This is a genomic window from Streptomyces sp. NPDC101160, assembly GCF_044768205.1.
In the GTDB taxonomy this organism is placed as follows: Bacteria; Actinomycetota; Actinomycetes; order Streptomycetales; family Streptomycetaceae; genus Streptomyces.
The window spans coordinates 293,379-310,392 of the sequence record NZ_JBIWPJ010000009.1 but is presented as its reverse complement, the minus strand read 5'-3'; the positions used below and the strand labels follow the sequence as shown (position 1 = coordinate 310,392).

At 71.9% G+C, this 17,014-nt stretch carries 13 protein-coding genes and 1 pseudogene; 5 read left to right on the top strand and 9 right to left on the bottom strand.

Going from position 1 to position 17,014, the window contains the following annotated elements:
- Positions 1-23: 23 nt before the first annotated feature.
- The 5 genes from ACIRSU_RS29260 to ACIRSU_RS29240 all read right to left on the bottom strand — a co-directional run bounded on the left by ACIRSU_RS29260 (position 24) and on the right by ACIRSU_RS29240 (position 6,095).
- Positions 24-992, bottom strand: a complete 969-nt coding sequence (locus ACIRSU_RS29260) for a zinc metalloprotease (protein ID WP_403798240.1) — start codon at positions 990-992, stop codon at positions 24-26.
- A gap of 317 nt (positions 993-1,309) precedes the next feature.
- Positions 1,310-2,956 carry an alkaline phosphatase D family protein gene (locus ACIRSU_RS29255; RefSeq protein ID WP_403798237.1) on the bottom strand — a complete coding sequence of 549 codons (1,647 nt, stop codon included), beginning with the start codon at positions 2,954-2,956 and terminating at the stop codon, positions 1,310-1,312.
- 163 nt (positions 2,957-3,119) lie between these two features.
- Positions 3,120-3,935 carry a DsbA family protein gene (locus ACIRSU_RS29250; protein ID WP_403798236.1) on the bottom strand — a complete coding sequence of 272 codons (816 nt, stop codon included), beginning with the start codon at positions 3,933-3,935 and terminating at the stop codon, positions 3,120-3,122.
- 73 nt (positions 3,936-4,008) lie between these two features.
- Positions 4,009-4,695 carry a hypothetical protein gene (locus ACIRSU_RS29245; protein ID WP_403798234.1) on the bottom strand — a complete coding sequence of 229 codons (687 nt, stop codon included), beginning with the start codon at positions 4,693-4,695 and terminating at the stop codon, positions 4,009-4,011.
- A gap of 74 nt (positions 4,696-4,769) precedes the next feature.
- On the bottom strand, positions 4,770-6,095 hold the full coding sequence (locus ACIRSU_RS29240) for a DUF2252 domain-containing protein (protein ID WP_403798231.1): 1,326 nt from the start codon (positions 6,093-6,095) through the stop codon (positions 4,770-4,772).
- A 184-nt stretch (positions 6,096-6,279) separates the two neighbouring features.
- Between ACIRSU_RS29240 and dnaE the strand changes: the two genes are divergently transcribed.
- Positions 6,280-9,819: a DNA polymerase III subunit alpha gene (gene dnaE, locus ACIRSU_RS29235; RefSeq protein WP_403798229.1), complete on the top strand. Its 3,540-nt coding sequence runs from the start codon at positions 6,280-6,282 to the stop codon at positions 9,817-9,819.
- Positions 9,820-9,942: 123 nt separating this feature from the next.
- Here dnaE and ACIRSU_RS29230 read toward each other — a convergent pair whose 3' ends face one another.
- Positions 9,943-10,125: a hypothetical protein gene (locus ACIRSU_RS29230; RefSeq protein ID WP_403798226.1), complete on the bottom strand. Its 183-nt coding sequence runs from the start codon at positions 10,123-10,125 to the stop codon at positions 9,943-9,945.
- Between the two features lie 241 nt (positions 10,126-10,366).
- Between ACIRSU_RS29230 and ACIRSU_RS29225 the strand changes: the two genes are divergently transcribed.
- The 4 genes from ACIRSU_RS29225 (at position 10,367) to ACIRSU_RS29210 (ending at position 14,395) form a co-directional block, all read left to right on the top strand.
- On the top strand, positions 10,367-11,701 hold the full coding sequence (locus ACIRSU_RS29225; protein WP_403798224.1) for an NYN domain-containing protein: 1,335 nt from the start codon (positions 10,367-10,369) through the stop codon (positions 11,699-11,701).
- 20 nt (positions 11,702-11,721) lie between these two features.
- The gene (locus ACIRSU_RS29220) at positions 11,722-12,693 is read left to right on the top strand and encodes an ABC transporter ATP-binding protein (protein ID WP_403798604.1); all 972 of its coding nucleotides are present in this window, start codon (positions 11,722-11,724) and stop codon (positions 12,691-12,693) included.
- 34 nt (positions 12,694-12,727) lie between these two features.
- Positions 12,728-13,561, top strand: coding sequence for an ABC transporter permease (locus tag ACIRSU_RS29215; protein ID WP_403798222.1), 834 nt, complete (start codon positions 12,728-12,730; stop codon positions 13,559-13,561).
- A 168-nt stretch (positions 13,562-13,729) separates the two neighbouring features.
- Positions 13,730-14,395: a DUF2567 domain-containing protein gene (locus ACIRSU_RS29210; RefSeq protein WP_403798219.1), complete on the top strand. Its 666-nt coding sequence runs from the start codon at positions 13,730-13,732 to the stop codon at positions 14,393-14,395.
- A 39-nt stretch (positions 14,396-14,434) separates the two neighbouring features.
- Here the strand turns inward: ACIRSU_RS29210 and ybaK are convergent, their stop codons facing one another.
- From ybaK to ACIRSU_RS29195, 3 genes and pseudogenes are all read right to left on the bottom strand, one after another.
- Positions 14,435-14,932: a Cys-tRNA(Pro) deacylase gene (ybaK, locus tag ACIRSU_RS29205; RefSeq protein ID WP_389216237.1), complete on the bottom strand. Its 498-nt coding sequence runs from the start codon at positions 14,930-14,932 to the stop codon at positions 14,435-14,437.
- A gap of 34 nt (positions 14,933-14,966) precedes the next feature.
- Entirely contained in the window at positions 14,967-15,704 is a 738-nt protein-coding gene (locus tag ACIRSU_RS29200) for an LON peptidase substrate-binding domain-containing protein (protein ID WP_403798215.1), read from the bottom strand.
- A 221-nt stretch (positions 15,705-15,925) separates the two neighbouring features.
- A pseudogene (locus tag ACIRSU_RS29195) lies at positions 15,926-16,948 on the bottom strand (hypothetical protein); the annotation flags it as partial.
- Positions 16,949-17,014: the final 66 nt, after the last annotated feature.

Below are 17,014 nucleotides of genomic sequence, written 5' to 3'. Positions count from 1 at the left end.
GCCACCGTCGTGTGGACGGACCGTCAGGCGCGGTACGCGGTCCACGAGTCGTTCATGCGGGCCACCTGGCCGGCGGTGAACTGGTACATGCAGGAGTCGTACGTGTAGTCCATGAAGTTGTGGATCGGGTCCACGCCCGGCTTCGAGGTGCAGGTGTCACGGCCGGTCGGGCACTGGTACGCGGCGCTCTTCTCGGCCGGGGTGTCCGAGACGTAGTCGCCGTTGCCCGTGCAGCCGCCCTGGAAGGTGTGGTACAGGCCCATCCAGTGGCCGACCTCGTGGGTGGCGGTGTCGCCCTCGTTGTAGTTGGCCGCCGAGCCGCCCGGGAGCGAGGCGTCGAGGATGACGACGCCGTCCATGTTCGGGGCGGACTTGTACGAGGACGGGAAGGTCGCCCAGCCGAGCAGGCCGCCGCCGAGGTTGGCGGTGTAGATGTTCAGCGCGTTGGCGCCGCCCTTGCGCAGGGCGGTCTTCATGTCCTTCTCGGCCTGGGTGCCGTCGGTGAGGTTGTACCAGGTGGCGTTGTCCGTGTAGTCGGTGCCGGCCAGCGAGAACTGGAAGCCGGAGTCGACGTTGCCGGTGCCCTGGCCCGCGTAGGCGGCGTTGAGGACGGCGATCTGGTTGCTGATGGCCGTGGCGCTGAGCTTGCCCGTCGTACCGCTGTGGATGACGTGGAAGTAGACCGGGATGGTGGTGGCCGCGGCGAGGCCGGCGGCGGAGGACACCCGGCCCTCGGCGCGGGCGGCGGAGACCTTCTTCTGCAGGTCGGCGTCCATGGCCTTGGCCTGGGCGGCGGTGAGCTCGTTGGGCTCGGCCTGGGTGGCGCTGCCCTTGGCCTTGCGGGCGCCGGACAGGGCGGCGGCACCGTCGGCGCACTTCTCGGCCGAGGCCAGGGTGGTGGTGCCGCCGGCCGGGGCGGCCGCCGGGGCGGAGAGCGGCGCCAGGGCCAGCGTTCCGGCCATGATGGCGGTGCCGAGCAGACGACGCGACATACGCGGCGATATACGGGCAAGAGCGCGCACGGGGGGACTCCTCGCGGGGGGTTGTGGAGAGGTACTTCCTCGCCACGGCGGGGAGATTACGCGGCCATGTCATATGTCGTTGAGGGTTGATCAAGCCCAATCATTCTTCGGGCAAATGAGGGCATCGGGAAGAAAAACTTGCGCCGCTTCCGGAGTTTGAGACGCGGACGTAACAGAAGAAGCGCCAAAGGCGGGCGATGTGTCCGGGTTCGAAACTCCGGACTCACCACCCGCCGTAGCCATGTGATCCCCCGTTAACAAAGCGGATCATGGCTGAAAATGATCGGTCAACGTACTGGCTGGTACACCCGCTCGACACGCTGCGTTCCGCTGAGCGTGCGGTACGAACGCGCCCACGAGGCCGTCGCGTCGGGGTCCGCCTTGTCGGACACCGTGTAGTAGTCCATCTGCGAGCGGTCGGCCGTCACGTCGAGCACGCCGTAGCCGTGGTGGTCCATGTCCACCCACTTCACATGCCGGTTGGCGGTCTTCACCGCGGCCGCCGCCACCAGCGACACCGTGCCCGGCGCCACGTGCAGGATGTCGTCCAGGTTGTCCGAGGTCACCGAGGTCACCACGAACTCCGTCGCCGCCGAAGCCGACAGCGGATACGTCGCGGCCTTCAGCGGCACGTCGTTGGCCCACGCCATGTGGATGTCGCCGGTCAGGAAGACCGTGTTGCGGATCGAGCGGTCCACCAGGTGCTGCAGCAGCTCCTTGCGGTCGTCCGTGTAGCCGTCCCACTGGTCGACGTTGACCGCGATGCCCTCCTTGGGCAGCCCGAGCAGCTCGGCGAGCGGGCCGAGCAGATCGGCCGGCAGCGCGCCGAAGGCGACCGGCGAGATCATCACCGAGGTGCCCACCAGCTGCCAGGCCGCGTCCGAGGCCACCAGGCCTGACTTCAGCCAGTCCAGCTGCGCCCGGCCGGTGATGGTGCGCTCCGGGTCGTCCACCTTGCCGCTGCCCACACTCGCCTGCTGCGAACGGAACGAGCGCAGGTCGAGCAGGTGCAGATCGGCGAGCCGGCCGAAGCGCAGCCGGCGGTAGACCGTGCCCTCGGTGGAGGTGCGCACCGGCATCCACTCGAAGTACGCCCGCTTGGCCGCCGCCACCCGGTCCGCCCAGACACCCTCGGCGCCCGGCGTGTGGTTCTCGGCCCCGCCCGACCAGGCGTCGTTGGCGAATTCGTGGTCGTCCCAGATCGCCACGATCGGGTGCGCCGCGTGCAGCGCCTGGAGGTCGGCGTCCGTCTTGTAGGTGGCGTGCCGGACGCGGTAGTCGGCGAGCGAGAGGATCTCGTGCGCCGGCCGGTGCTGCCGTACGACGTACTTCGCCTCCGGGTAGGCGCCGGTCGCGTACTCGTAGATGTAGTCGCCGAGATGGAGGACGGCGTCCAGGTCGGTCCGGGCGGCCAGGTGCCGGTACGGCGAGAAGTAGCCGGACTCCCAGTTGGCGCAGGACACCACGCCGAAGCGGATGCCGTCGGCCGCGTCGGCGGTCGGCGCGGTGCGGGTGCGGCCCGTGGGGGAGACGGTCCCGCCCGCGGTGAAGCGGTAGAAGTACGCGGTGGCCGGCCGCAGTCCGCGGACGTCGGCCTTCACCGTGTGGTCGGAGCCGGCGGACGCGACGGTGCTGCCCTCGGCCACGATCCGGGTGAAGCCGCGGTCCTCGGCCAGCTGCCAGCCGACCGGGACATCGGGGCCCTGGCCCGAGCCGGGCACGGCGTCGGGAGTGGGCGTGACGCGCGTCCAGAGCAGGACGCCGTCGGGCAGCGGGTCGCCGGAGGCGACGCCGTGCAGGAACGCGGGAGCCCCGGAGTCCGCGAGTGCGGTCGAGGCGGCGCCCACCAGGGCCGGCGCGACGGCGGCGGTGACGGCGGCGGCCTTCACCACGGTGCGGCGGCTGGGGGCGGATATGAGGTTACGACTGGTCACGGCCCGTCAGATTACCGCCGGGTAGGCGGAACGGGCAGGGGTCTGTACGAATGTTCGTCCGGCATTCGCCGGACCTTCCCCTTCCTCTTCCTCGCTCCGGCGCTTCCGGCGCTTCCGGCGAGGAAGAGGAAGAGGGAGAGGAAGGGGGACGGCGGGAAGGGCGTCAGCCCTTGAGGGCCTTCGTCAGGGCCGTGTTGAACTGGTCCACCGTCAGCGGCGGGTTCTTGCTGCCCTCGACGGTCAGGGCCTTGCCGTCCATCTTCAGCGTCGGCGTGCCGGTGACCCCGCTCTTGTCGAAGGTCTTCGACATCTTCATCGCCCAGGCGTCGAAGGTGCCTTCCTCGACGTTCCGCTGGAAGTCGGCGTTGCCCTTCAGGGCCGGCACCGAGTCCGCCACCTTCAGCAGGTAGGAGTCCTTGGCGAACTTGTCGTCGCGCTCGTCCGGGTGGAACTGGGTCGAGTAGAGCGCCGCCTTGTACTTCAGGAACGCCTCGGGGCTCACGTCGAGCGCCGCGCCCAGCGCCGACAGGGCGTTCTTGGAGCCCTGGCCCTGGTCGGAGTTGTCGATGAAGGTGGCGCCGATGTACTTGATCTTGTACTTGCCGTCGGCGACGTCCTTCTCGACGGTGGCGCCCACGCCCTGCTCGAAGGTCGCGCAGACCGGGCAGCGCGAGTCCTCGTACAGCTCCAGGGTCTTCTTCGCCTCGGGCTTGCCGATGACGACCGTGGTGCCGTCGGTGCCCTCGGTGTTCTTCGGTGCCGTGACGCTCTTCGCGTCCGCGGCCGCCTCCCACTGGGACGGCTTGTTGGCCTGGACGACGGCGAAACCGATGCCGCCGGCGACGGCGAGGACGGCGACCGCCGACCCGGCGACGATCAGCTGCCGGCGGGCCTTGTCCTTCTTGGCCTGCTTCTCGCGCTCGGCGCGCAGCCGCTCGCGGGCGGCGGCCTTGTTCTCCTGGCTGTTGCGCTTGCTCATGGTGGGGCACTCCGTGAAAGGGGGGGGGAGGAACGGGGAATCGCGTGCTGTGTCCGCGCGCCGACTCGGGGAGTCAGGCGAGGACGAGGCACGGCGGTCCCCGCCGCCCCACGGAGTGCGCCCAGAGCCGGGTGCGGGAGCGGCGCGGCCGCTCCACCGGGCGCCCGGCGCGCCGCCGGCCGGTCCCGGCCGTGCGGGCGAAGGCCACCACGAGCAGCAGCGGCCGGAAGGCGCAGGCCACGGCCGCGCGCAGCAGCCGGGCCAGGGCCCGCTCCCCGCCGCGCAGCCAGGAGGCCGCGGTCAGCCCGACCACCACATGGGCGGCGAGCAGCAGCCAGGGCACGGCCGGGTCGGGGGAGGACAGCAGGGCGGTCACGCCCTCGGAGCCGGGCGCCGCGACCCCGGGCAGCGGGGTGCCGACGGCGCCGCCGCACAGCGCGTCCACGTCGAGGCCGACCGAGCGCAGCGACCCCGCGACCGGGCCGCCGGCGGGCCCGTAACAGGCCACCTGGCCGCTGGTGAACAGGGTGTCGGCGGCCAGCTCCAGCGGGACGAGCAGCCCCGCGATCGGGCCGAAGCCGCGCTCGCGGCCGGCCAGCGCGAACGCCACGCCGAAGACCGCCACCGCGACCGGGACGACCGAGCCGAGCGGCAGCGGCACCCCCGACAACAGGACGTGCGAGGCCACGGACAGCGTCACGACCAGTGCCGTGAAGAACGCCGCCCGGAGGGCTCTCAGCTGGATTCCTGCCATGTCCATCGCGAGGGAAGTGTCCCATGCCCGGCCGTAAGAGGTCCCTAAGGCCGGGCTGTGAGCCTTCGCGCAGGGCCCGCTTACAGGCCGGGGATCCGGCCGTTGCGGAACAGGTCGACGAAGATCTGGTGGTCGGCCCGCGCCCGGGCGCCGTACGCGTGGGCGAAGTCCACCAGGAGCGCCGTGAAGCCCTCCTCGTCGGCCGCGATGGCCGCGTCGATGGCCCGCTCCGTCGAGAACGGCACCAGCGAGTGGCCGCTGGAGTCGTCCGCCGCCGCGTGCATCGCCGCGGTCGCCCGGCCGAGGTCGGCGACGGTCGCCGCGATCTCCTCCGGGTCGTCGATGTCCGACCAGTCCAGGTCGACGGCGTACGGCGACACCTCCGCGACCAGCTGCCCGGCCCCGTCCAGCTCCGTCCAGCCGAGCCACGGGTCCGCGTGCGCCTGGAGCGCCCGCTGCGAGATGACGGTGCGGTGGCCCTCGTGGTGGAAGTAGCCCCGTACCGCCGCGTCCTTCACATGCCGGGAGACCGCCGGGGTCTGCGCCTGCTTCATGTAGATGACGACGTCGTTCTCCAGGGCGTCGCTGTTGCCCTCCAGGAGGATGTTGTACGAGGGCAGGCCGGCCGAGCCGATGCCGATGCCGCGGCGGCCCACGACGTCCTTCACCCGGTACGAGTCGGGGCGGGCCAGGCTGGACTCGGGCAGCGTCTCCAGATAGCCGTCGAAGGCGGCGAGCACCTTGTACCGGGTCGCCGCGTCCAGCTCGATGGAGCCGCCGCCGGAGGTGAAGCGGCGCTCGAACTCGCGGATCTCGGTCATCGAGTCGAGCAGCCCGAAGCGGGTCAGCGCGCGGGCCTCGCGCAGCGCGTCGAGCAGCGGGCCCTCGGCCGTGTCCAGCGTGAAGGGCGGGATCTCGTCGTTCTTGGCGCCGGTCGCGAGCGCGTGGATGCGCTCCCGGTAGGCGGCCGCGTACACCGTCACCAGCTCGGTGATCTGCTCGTCGCTGAGCGCCTTCGCGTAGCCGATCAGGGCCAGCGAGGCGGCGAGCCGCTTGAGGTCCCAGGTGAAGGGGCCGACGTACGCCTCGTCGAAGTCGTTGACGTTGAAGATCAGGCGCCCGTTGGCGTCCATGTAGGTGCCGAAGTTCTCGGCGTGCAGATCGCCGTGGATCCACACCCGGCCGGTCCGCTCGTCCAGGAACGGTCCGCCGTGCGCCTCCCGCTCCAGGTCCTTGTAGAAGAGGCAGGCGGTGCCCCGGTAGAAGGCGAAGGCGGAGCCGGCCATCTTCCGGAACTTGACCTTGAAGGCGGCGGGGTCGGCGGCGAGCAGCTCGCCGAAGGCGGTGTCGAAGACGGCGAGGATCTGCTCACCGCGCTCGGCGGCGGTGGGCTGCGGGACCGACATCGAAGGTGCCTCCTGGTGGGCGATCCGGCACGAAGCGTGGCCGAAAATGGTGCGTGACAAATGGGGACAGGTGTTCCCTGTCTCCCAACGCGTGACCGTACCGCCGAGTGCCCGGCCGGTGTCAGTCGGCCGACGTAGACTTCCACGCTGTCCCCCCAGAAATTCGTATGGAGGCATCCCCACCGTGACCAGGCCGCCCTTCACGCACCTCCACGTCCACACCCAGTACTCCCTGCTGGACGGTGCCGCGCGGCTGAAGGACATGTTCAACGCGTGCAACGAGATGGGCATGACCCACATCGCCATGTCCGACCACGGCAACCTGCACGGGGCCTACGACTTCTTCCACTCGGCCAAGAAGGCCGGCGTGACCCCGATCATCGGCATCGAGGCGTACGTGGCGCCCGAGTCCCGCCGCAACAAGCGCAAGATCCAGTGGGGCCAGCCGCACCAGAAGAAGGACGACGTCTCCGGCTCGGGCGGTTACACCCACAAGACGATCTGGGCGGCCAACGCCACCGGTCTGCACAACCTCTTCAAGCTCTCCTCCGACGCCTACGCCGAGGGCTGGCTGCAGAAGTGGCCCCGGATGGACAAGGAGACCATCTCCCAGTGGTCGGAGGGCCTGATCGCCTCCACCGGCTGCCCCTCCGGCGAGCTGCAGACCCGGCTGCGCCTCGGCCAGTTCGACGAGGCCCTGAAGTCCGCCTCCGAGTACCAGGACATCTTCGGCAAGGACCGTTACTTCCTGGAGCTGATGGACCACGGCATCGAGATCGAGCGCCGGGTCCGCGACGGGCTCCTGGAGATCGGCAAGAAGCTCGGCATCCCGCCGCTGGTCACCAACGACTCGCACTACACCTACGCGCACGAGGCCAGCGCCCACGACGCCCTGCTGTGCATCCAGACCGGCAAGAACCTCTCGGACCCCGACCGCTTCAAGTTCGACGGCACCGGCTACTACCTGAAGTCCACGGACGAGATGTACGCCATCGACTCCTCGGACGCCTGGCAGCAGGGCTGCGCCAACACCCTGCTGGTCGCCGAGCAGGTCGACACCACCGGCATGTTCGAGGCCAAGAACCTCATGCCGAAGTTCGACATCCCGGAGGGCTACACCGAGGTCACCTGGTTCCGCGAGGAGACCATGCGGGGCATGCACCGCCGTTTCCCGAACGGCATCCCCGAGGACCGCATGAAGCAGGTCGAGTACGAGATGGACACCATCATCTCGATGGGCTTCCCGGGCTACTTCCTCGTCGTCGCCGACTTCATCATGTGGGCCAAGAAGCAGGGCATCGCGGTCGGCCCCGGCCGAGGCTCCGCGGCCGGTTCGATCGTCGCGTACGCCATGGGCATCACCGACCTCGACCCCATCCCGCACGGCCTGATCTTCGAGCGCTTCCTCAACCCCGAGCGCATCTCGATGCCCGATGTCGACATCGACTTCGACGAGCGCCGGCGCGTCGAGGTGATCCGGTACGTGACCGAGAAGTACGGCGCCGACAAGGTCGCCATGATCGGCACGTACGGCAAGATCAAGGCCAAGAACGCGATCAAGGACTCCGCCCGCGTCCTCGGCTACCCGTACGCGATGGGCGACCGCCTCACCAAGGCCATGCCCGCCGACGTCCTCGGCAAGGGCATCGACCTCGACGGCATCACCAACCCGAGCCACCCGCGCTACAGCGAGGCGGGCGAGATCCGGGCGATGTACGAGAACGAGCCGGACGTGAAGAAGGTCATCGACACCGCCAAGGGCGTCGAGGGCCTGGTCCGGCAGATGGGCGTGCACGCCGCCGGCGTGATCATGTCCAGCGAGCCGATCGTCGACCACGCCCCGATCTGGGTGCGGCACACCGACGGCGTCACCATCACGCAGTGGGACTACCCGCAGTGCGAGTCGCTCGGCCTGCTGAAGATGGACTTCCTCGGCCTGCGCAACCTCACCATCATGGACGACGCCGTCAAGATGGTGAAGGCGAACAAGGGCATCGACCTCGACCTGCTCGCCCTCCCGCTCGACGACCCCAAGACCTTCGAACTGCTCCAGCGCGGTGACACGCTCGGCGTCTTCCAGTTCGACGGCGGCCCCATGCGCTCCCTGCTCCGGCTGATGAAGCCGGACAACTTCGAAGACATCTCCGCCGTGTCCGCGCTCTACCGCCCGGGCCCGATGGGCATGAACTCGCACACGAACTACGCCCTGCGCAAGAACAAGCAGCAGGAGATCACTCCGATCCACCCGGAGCTGGAGGAGCCCCTCAAGGAGGTCCTCGACGTCACCTACGGCCTGATCGTGTACCAGGAGCAGGTGCAGAAGGCCGCCCAGATCATCGCCGGCTACTCGCTCGGCGAGGCCGACATCCTCCGCCGCGTCATGGGCAAGAAGAAGCCCGACGAGCTGGCGAAGAACTTCACCATCTTCCAGGCCGGCGCCAAGAAGAACGGCTACAGCGACGAGGCCATCCAGGCCCTGTGGGACGTCCTGGTCCCCTTCGCCGGCTACGCCTTCAACAAGGCGCACTCCGCCGCGTACGGCCTGGTCTCCTACTGGACCGCCTACCTCAAGGCCAACCACCCGGCCGAGTACATGGCCGGACTGCTCACCTCGGTCAAGGACGACAAGGACAAGTCCGCCGTCTACCTGAACGAGTGCCGCCGCATGGGCATCAAGGTGCTCCCGCCGAACGTCAACGAGTCCGAGGCGAACTTCGCCGCCCAGGGCGACGACGTGATCCTCTTCGGCCTCACCGCCGTCCGCAACGTCGGCTCCAACGTCGTCGAGTCGATCATCAAGACGCGCAAGAGCAAGGGGAAGTACAGCTCCTTCCCCGACTTCCTCGACAAGGTCGAGGCCGTCGTCTGCAACAAGCGCACGATCGAGTCGCTGATCAAGGCCGGCGCCTTCGACACCATGGGCCACACCCGTAAGGGCCTGGTCGCCCAGCACGAGCCGATGATCGACACCGTGGTGGCGGTCAAGCGCAAGGAGGCCGAGGGACAGTTCGACCTCTTCGGCGGCATGGGCGACGAGGACAGCAGCGAGCCGGGCTTCGGCCTCGACGTCGAGTTCTCCGACGTCGAGTGGGAGAAGTCGTACCTGCTCGCCCAGGAGCGGGAGATGCTCGGTCTGTACGTCTCCGACCACCCGCTCTTCGGTCTGGAGCACGTCCTGTCGGACAAGACCGACGCCGGCATCTCCCAGCTCACCGGAGGCGAGCACGCGGACGGCGCGGTCGTCACCATCGGCGGCATCATCTCCGGCCTCCAGCGGAAGATGACCAAGCAGGGCAACGCCTGGGCCATCGCCACCGTCGAGGACCTGGCCGGCTCCATCGAGTGCATGTTCTTCCCGGCCACCTACCAGCTGGTCTCCACCCAGCTGGTCGAGGACGCGGTCGTCTTCGTCAAGGGCCGCCTCGACAAGCGCGAGGACGTCCCGCGGCTGGTCGCGATGGAGCTGATGGTCCCCGACCTGTCGAACGCCGGCACCAACGCGCCGGTCGTCCTCACCATCCCCACGGTGAAGGTGACCCCGCCGATGATCAGCCGCCTCGGCGAGATCCTGGGGCACCACAAGGGCAACACCGAGGTCCGGATCAAGCTCCAGGGTCCCCGCAAGACCACGGTGCTGCGGCTCGACCGGCACCGGGTGCAGCCCGACCCGGCGCTCTTCGGTGACCTGAAGGTGCTGCTCGGCCCGTCCTGCCTGGCCGGCTAGCCCGGCTCCGTACGAAGCGCGACGGCCGGATCCCGCCGGACCGGCCCCGGAGACGCTCCGGTCCGCACACGCGCGAGGGGCGCGCCCGTCGTCACGGGCGCGCCCCTCGCGTGCGGCTACACGTCAGTTGTGGCCGAAACGCTTCTGCCGACCCTTGCGTGCCATGTCGCCGGGCGTGACCTGCGATGCGCGCGACTCGGACACGGACTCCATCGACGAGCGCTCGGCCTGCTGCTGGCCGCGCTCGGCCTGCGAGCCGCGCTGCGGCGACTGCTGACTGCGATCCTGCTTGCGGTTCTTGGCCATGGTGATGATGCCTCCTCAAGGGGGTGTGGGGGCCAGGGCCGCTGCCAGACTCACACATGGCGGAAAGCGTCGCATTTTGGATCATTACGGACAGTAGGCGTCGTTCCCGAGTGGATTCCGAGTGAGATCCGCCACGCCGATGATCCAGTTCCGGACGTCAACGCCACCCCGGTCGGGCAGACTCGAAGGAACCCGGAGCACTTCCGATCCCGAGGTTCCCGAGCAGGTTCGGCGAAAGAGGGTGGAACACGTGGACCGATGCGTCGTCCTGGTGGACGCCGGCTATCTGCTGGGGGCCGCCGCCAGCCTGCTCGCCGGGGAACCGGCCCGCTCACGGATCACCGTCGACCACGCCGCGCTCATCCAGCAGCTGCGCGAGCGCGCCGAGGCCGACACCCAGCAGCCCCTGCTGCGCATCTACTGGTTCGACGGAGCGCCCGACCGGGTGCCCCAGCCCGAACACCGCCGGCTGCGCGTGCTGCCCCGGGTCACCGTCCGGCTCGGCGCCCTGACCCGCAGCGACGGGCGCTGGGCCCAGAAGGGCGTCGACGCGGCCATGCACACCGAGCTCACCGAGCTCTCCCGCAACCGCGCCTGCTCCGACATCGTCCTCGTCACCGGCGACGGCGACCTGCTGCCCGGCCTGATGTCCGCCAAGGAACACGGCGTCGCCGTCCACCTGTGGGCCGTCCAGGCCGCCGACGGCGACTACAACCAGTCCGAGGACCTGGTCGCCGAGGCCGACGAACGCCGGGTCCTCGACCGGACCTGGATCACCCGCGCCATCCGCGCCAAGGACCTCAACGGAGTGTGCGCCCCGCCGCCGGTGCCCCGCCCCGAGATCGCCGCGATCCTCTCCGCGCCGCTGCCCGAGTCCGCGCTCGCCGCCTCCGCCGAACGGGCCGCCGCGGCGGCCGCGGCGGCCGCCTCGCACGACGGACCCGCCACCGGGCGCCGGGACGACACGCGGACCGACCTGGCCGCCGGCCCCGGCGACCGCGTGAACGGATCCGTGAACGGCTCCGTCAACGGCTCCGGCGTCCCCGCGCCCGCCACCGGCCGCAGCGTGCCCACCCCCAAGGACCTCGCCGGCCTGCGCGGCCCCACCCCGCCGGCCGCCCCGCACCCCGCCGGCGCCACCCTCCGCTGGTCCTCCGACAAGGGCTGGATCGACCGCCCCGCCCCCTCGCTCGGCGAACCCGCCGAGACCGCCTCCCTGCCCACCCTCGCCCAGCTCACCAGCGCCGAGCAGCGCTGGGCCGACCGCGAGGAGGACATCACCACCGTGGGCGGCGACCCCTACGAGGTCGGCCAGGTCTTCGCGCGCCGCTGGCTCGACCGGCTGCCCGAGCCCGGCCACGTACCGAAACTCGCCACCATGTACCCGCGCATCCCGCACCGCATCGACGGCGAACTGCTCCGCTACGCCGCCCGCTTCGGACTGCTCGCCCACAAGGACGACCAGATCGACGAACACGACCGCTACGCGATCCGGGCCGGATTCTGGCGCGAGATCGATATGCACGCCGCCGCCCAACACGCCCCCGCGCCCGAGGAGAGCCGCGGCACCCCTTAGGCTCATCCCTCGTGAGTACGGTGTGCGTGGTGCGGGATCTGGTCAGGACGTACCCCGCCACACGCGGCAGACGCGGCGTGCCCGCGACCCCCGAGGTGCGGGCCACCGACGGGATCAGCCTCGATGTGCGCGGCGGTGAGATCTTCGGCCTGCTCGGACCCAACGGCGCCGGCAAGTCCACCCTCGTCCGCCAGCTCACCGGCCTGATGCGCCCCGACTCCGGCACCATCCGGATCCTCGGCCACGACATCGTGCGCCACCCCGAGCGCGCCGCCCGCCTCCTCGCCTACCTCGGCCAGGAGTCCACCGCCCTCGACGAGCTGACCGTCGCCCTCGCCGCCGAGACCACCGGCCGGCTGCGCGGCCTCGGCGCCCGTGAGGCCCGTGCCGCCCGCGACGCCGTCCTCGACGAACTCGGCCTCGGCGAGATCGCCGGCCGCCCCCTCAAGAAGCTCTCCGGCGGCCAGCGCCGGCTCGCCTGCTTCGCCGCCGCCCTCGTCGGCGAGCGCCCCCTGCTCGTCCTCGACGAGCCCACCACCGGCATGGACCCGGTCGCCCGCCGCGCCGTCTGGGCCGCCGTCGACCGGCGCCGCGCCGAACACGGCGCCACCGTGCTGCTCGTCACCCACAACGTGATCGAGGCCGAGACCGTCCTCGACCGGGTCGCCGTCATAGACCGCGGCCGGGTCATCGCCTGCGACACCCCCGCCGGTCTCAAGGAACGCGTCGCGGGCGAGGTGCGGGTCGAGCTCGTCTGGCGCGAGCGCGCCCCGCTCGACGTCCCCGAGGTCGCCGCGCTGCGCGTCTCCGCGCAGGAGTCCGGCCGCCGCTGGGTGCTGCGGCTCGGCCCCGACGAGGCGCGGGCCGCGGTCGCCGCGGTGACCGGCGGAGCGGCGTTCGCGGCCCTCGACGACTTCACCCTGGCGACGCCGAGCCTGGAGGACGTGTACCTGGCGCTCGGCGGCGAGACGCGGGGGCTGGTGAAGGCGTGACGTACCACCCGTCGACCGTCAGGAGCTGGACGACTTGAGCACCCTGCCCGCCGAGGCCCTGACGGCCGCCGCCGTTCCCGTCGACGTGGTCCGCGACGCCCCCGAGGCGCCCGCCGCGCCGCTCGCCCCGCGCGCCCGGCTGCTGCCCGCGCTCGGCGCCGTCTACCGGGCACAGCTCAGCCGCGCCCGGGTCGCCCGCATCCCGCTGCTCTTCGTGGCGACCTTCCAGTCCATCGGCATCATGATCCTGATGCGCGGGGTCGTCGACGGCGGCTCGGAGGCCCGGTCCGTGGTGGCCGGCTCCGCCGTGCTCGTCGTCGCCTTCGTCGCGCTCAACCTGCTCGCCCAGTACTTCGGGCAGCTGCGGGCCGGCGGCGGCCTCGACCACTACGCCACGCTGCCCGTGCCGCCCGCGTCCGTGGTGCTCGGCGCGGCCGGTGCGTACGCCTCCTTCACCGTGCCCGGCACGGTGGTGACCGCGGTCGTCGGATCGGTGCTCTTCGGGCTCCCGCTCGGCCACCTGTGGATCCTGGCGGCGGTCGTCCCGCTGTCCGGCGCGGCCCTCGCCGGCCTCGGCGCGGCCCTCGGCCTGCTCGCCCCCCGGCAGGAGCTCGCCACCCTCCTCGGCCAGCTCGGCATGTCCGCGGCCCTGCTCCTGGGCGTGCTGCCCGCCGACCGCATGCCCGCGCCGATCGCCTGGGCCCGCGACCTGCTGCCCTCCACGTACGGTGTCGAGGCCCTCGCCCGCACCTTCGACGCGCACCCGGACTGGACGGCGGTCTGCCTGGACCTCGGGGTGTGCGCGGCGGTGGGCGTGGGCTCGCTGGCGGTGGCGACCTGGGCGTACCGCCGAGCCGCGGTGCGCTGACCCCCCTTCTGAGGCACGGTTCGCCTCCGGGGCGCTTGAGCCGGGCTCACAGTCCCGACCGTGCTCGGGACTGTTCCCCCGTCGCGCCCCTTCGGCTCACTCGCCTTGCGGTGGACGATCAGATGATCCGCTGAGGCGACTCACAGCCGTACCTGGCACGATGGCGTGGTGACCGCACCTCTGACTCCGCCGCACCAGCCGCCGCACGACTCAGCCTGGCCGCCGCCCTCACCCGTGCCGCCCACCGAGGACGGGCCCGGGACGGCGACCGAGATCCGGCAGGCCGCCGTGGTGGCGGCCGTGTCCGGGGCCCTCGGCGCGCTGCTCGGGCTGCTGTGGCTGTGGCTCGCGCCGCGGGTCTCGCTGATCTCCGACGGCAAGGCGGTCTTCCTGCGCAACAGCGAGGCGGAGTCCGCGATCGGCGCCGACGGAACGTTTGTCCTGCTCGCGCTCGGCTTCGGGGCCGTCGCCGCGGCCCTCGTCTTCCTGGTGCACCGGCGCGGCGGCGTCGCCCTGGTGCTCGGCCTCGCGCTCGGCGGCATCCTCGGCTCGCTGCTCGCGTGGGGCGTGGGCGTCTGGTTCGGCGGGGAGCGCGATGTCGTCGCCCACGCCAAGGCCGTCGGCCCCAAGGTCCCCTTCGACGCGCCGCTCGAACTCGGCATGGGCTTCGCGGCGATGCTGGCCTGGCCGATCGCCGCGATGATCATCCACCTCGCGCTCACCGCCCTCTTCGGCCCGCGCGACCCGGAGCCCGAGGAGGACGGCGCCTGGCCGCCGCTGCCGAACCCGCAGGCACCTCAGACACCCCAGGCACCGCAGGAGCCGCAGAGCTGACGGCTGCCGGGCTCGCGGCCGGGCTCAGCAGTCGCGGGCTCAGCCCCGGCCGATGGGCGCCAGGACCGCGCCGGTGAGGGCCGCCAGGTCCTGGGGAGCGAGCTCGACCTCCAGGCCGCGGCGGCCGGCCGAGATGCAGATCGTGGCGTGGTCCGACGCCGACGCGTCCAGGACCGTACGCAGCCGCTTGCGCTGGCCCAGCGGGGAGATGCCGCCGCGGACGTACCCCGTGGTGCGCTCGGCCGCCGCCGGGTCGGCCATCGCCGCGCGCTTGCCGCCGACCGCCGAGGCGAGGGCCTTCAGGTCGAGCTGGCCGGCCACCGGGACGACCGCGACGGTCAGCTCGCCGTCGACGTCCGCGACCAGCGTCTTGAACACCCGGTCCGGAGTGACGCCGAGCGCCTCCGCCGCCTCCTCGCCGTACGAGGGGGCCGCCGGGTCGTGGTCGTAGGCGTGCAGGGTGTACGCCGTGCCGGCCGCCGCGAGGGCCACCGTCGCCGGGGTGCCCCCGGCGTTCTTCTTCTGCTTCTTCGCCACGCCGGGCTCTCCTCGCAGGACTGGGGTGTCGGGCTCAGTTCGGGCTGGTCGGCGCGCGGGTCAGTTCCACGGCCGGCAGCGACGGAAGGTGGCGCAGCACCGCCGTCTCCTTGCGCAGCAGCGCCAGCTCCTCGCGCAGCCGCGTCGCCGTGTCCGGCGCCTGGAGCAGCCGCTGCTTCGCCGGGGTGTCGAGCACGGTCGCGGCGGCCACCAGATACGACACCACCGACGGGTCGTCCGGCAGCTCGCTGGTGGTCAGCGAGCGCTCCCGGGCGCCCGCCAGCCGCTTCTGGTACGCGCGGAAGGCGCGCAGCACGCCCTCCGCGAGCTCCTCGGCCTCCTCGCCCTGCTCCTCCGGGATCTCCTCGACCTCGGCGGTCAGGAACGGGCCGCTCGCGTCGACCGACAGCAGCTTCACCCGGCTGGTGCCGGTGCACATCACCTCGAAGCCGCCGTCCGCGCGCTCCCGGATCGACGCCGCGTCGGCGACGCAGCCGACCCGGTGGAACGCCTGGGCGGGATCGGGACCGAAGCCGGCCGCCGGGCCCTTCTCCGGCAGCGCCGTCTGGTCCGGCAGGCCGGGCGCGGTCGGCGCGACCTCGCGGCCGTCGCGGATGGCGACGACGGCGAAGCGCCGCGGCTCGGACTCGTCCGTCTTGAGCAGCTCGCGCATCATGGCGCGATAGCGCTCCTCGAAGACGTTCAGGGGCAGCACGAGGCCCGGGAACAGCACCGCGTTGAGCGGGAAGAGAGGCAGACGAGCGGTGGTCACAGCGGTCAAGCGTAATGGCCGCCGGACCCGCCCCGACCGGGCCGTCCCGCATCCTGTCCGTCCCACGCGGGGAACGTCCCGCTCCGCTGCCCGCCGCCGTCCCCGGCCCGGGCGCCCGCCGCCGTCCCCGGCCCTGTTTCCGCGCGCGTCCCCGTGGTCGCTCCCGCCGTCGTCCCGGGCCCCGTCCCTGGTCCCGTTTCAGCGCGCGTCCCCGCCGTCGTCCCCGCCGTCGTGCCCGGCCGTGTGCCCGCGCGCAGCGGAGTGCGCCGCGCCACCTCCCGTACGGCGCCGGTCCGGGTGTCCAGGAAGCCGCGCAGCGGGTCGTCGGCGACCAGGGTCCAGGGGAACGAGGTCGCCTGCGGCCCGATCCGCCCGAACTCGGCGAGCGCGTCGTGCCAGCGGCCCCGCTCCACCAGGACGTGCACGAGCAGGTTGCGCACCTCGGCCGGCCACAGATCGCCCGCCGGATACTCCGCCGACAGCGCGAGCGCCCGGTCGGCCGCCGCGTCGATCCGGTCGCCCGCCACCCCGTGCCCCACGTCGGACCCGGCGATCAGCTGCGCGAACGCCGCCCGCACCGGCAGCGCCTGGACGAGCGAGCCGGGCAGCGCGTCCTCCGCGGCGTCCTCGGCGAAGTCGAAGCACTCGCGGTGCGAGCCGTACCACTGTGCCGACAGGTACTTCAGCGCGGCGACATGGCTGCCGTAGTGGCGCGGGGCGCGGCGCAGCGCCTGCTCCCACAGCGCCTCGAAGGCCGCGTGCCCCGCGTGCGCGCCGCGCGCGTGGTCCAGGGCCAGCCGCCACGGCACCGGATCGCGCGGCGCCGCCTCGGCCGCCGCCTCGATCAGCGGCCCGAGCTCGCGCAGCCGCTCCGCCCGGGCGGGGGAGTCCCAGGCCCGGCGCACCGCGAGCTGCGCCTTGACGAGCAGCGCGTCCGGATCCTGCGGGGCGGCCGCCAGCCAGTGCTCCAGCCAGCCGTCCCGGCGGTAGGCGAAGGCGCTCAGCCGGGCCACGTAGCGGTCCCGGTCCTCCCACTCCTCGGCGTCCCGGGTGGTGGCGAGGAGCTTGGCCGCCGGCTCCGGGTCGGCGAGCGCGGCGGCGACCAGGGCCGGCCCGAGCCGCCCGTCCGGCGCGTCGAGCAGCACGTCGTCGTCCGGCGGGAGCCCGGCGGCGAGCCGCGGGGAGTGCCGGACCAGTCGGGAGGTGCCGATCAGGGCGCGGAGCAAGGACATCGTGCCAAACATTGAAAACCGCAGGTGAGGGCGGCGCCAGTGGCGGCCTGTGAAGCTTTGGTGGCGGCGGGAAGGTTG

Excerpts from the sequence above, each read along its gene's own strand:
- ACIRSU_RS29260 (WP_403798240.1), bottom strand. The coding sequence starts at position 992 with ATGTCGCGTCGTCTGCTCGGCACCGCCATCATGGCCGGAACGCTGGCC.
- ACIRSU_RS29250 (WP_403798236.1), bottom strand. The coding sequence starts at position 3,935 with ATGAGCAAGCGCAACAGCCAGGAGAACAAGGCCGCCGCCCGCGAGCGG.
- ACIRSU_RS29245 (WP_403798234.1), bottom strand. The coding sequence starts at position 4,695 with ATGGACATGGCAGGAATCCAGCTGAGAGCCCTCCGGGCGGCGTTCTTC.
- ACIRSU_RS29240 (WP_403798231.1), bottom strand. The coding sequence starts at position 6,095 with ATGTCGGTCCCGCAGCCCACCGCCGCCGAGCGCGGTGAGCAGATCCTC.
- ACIRSU_RS29230 (WP_403798226.1), bottom strand. The coding sequence starts at position 10,125 with ATGGCCAAGAACCGCAAGCAGGATCGCAGTCAGCAGTCGCCGCAGCGC.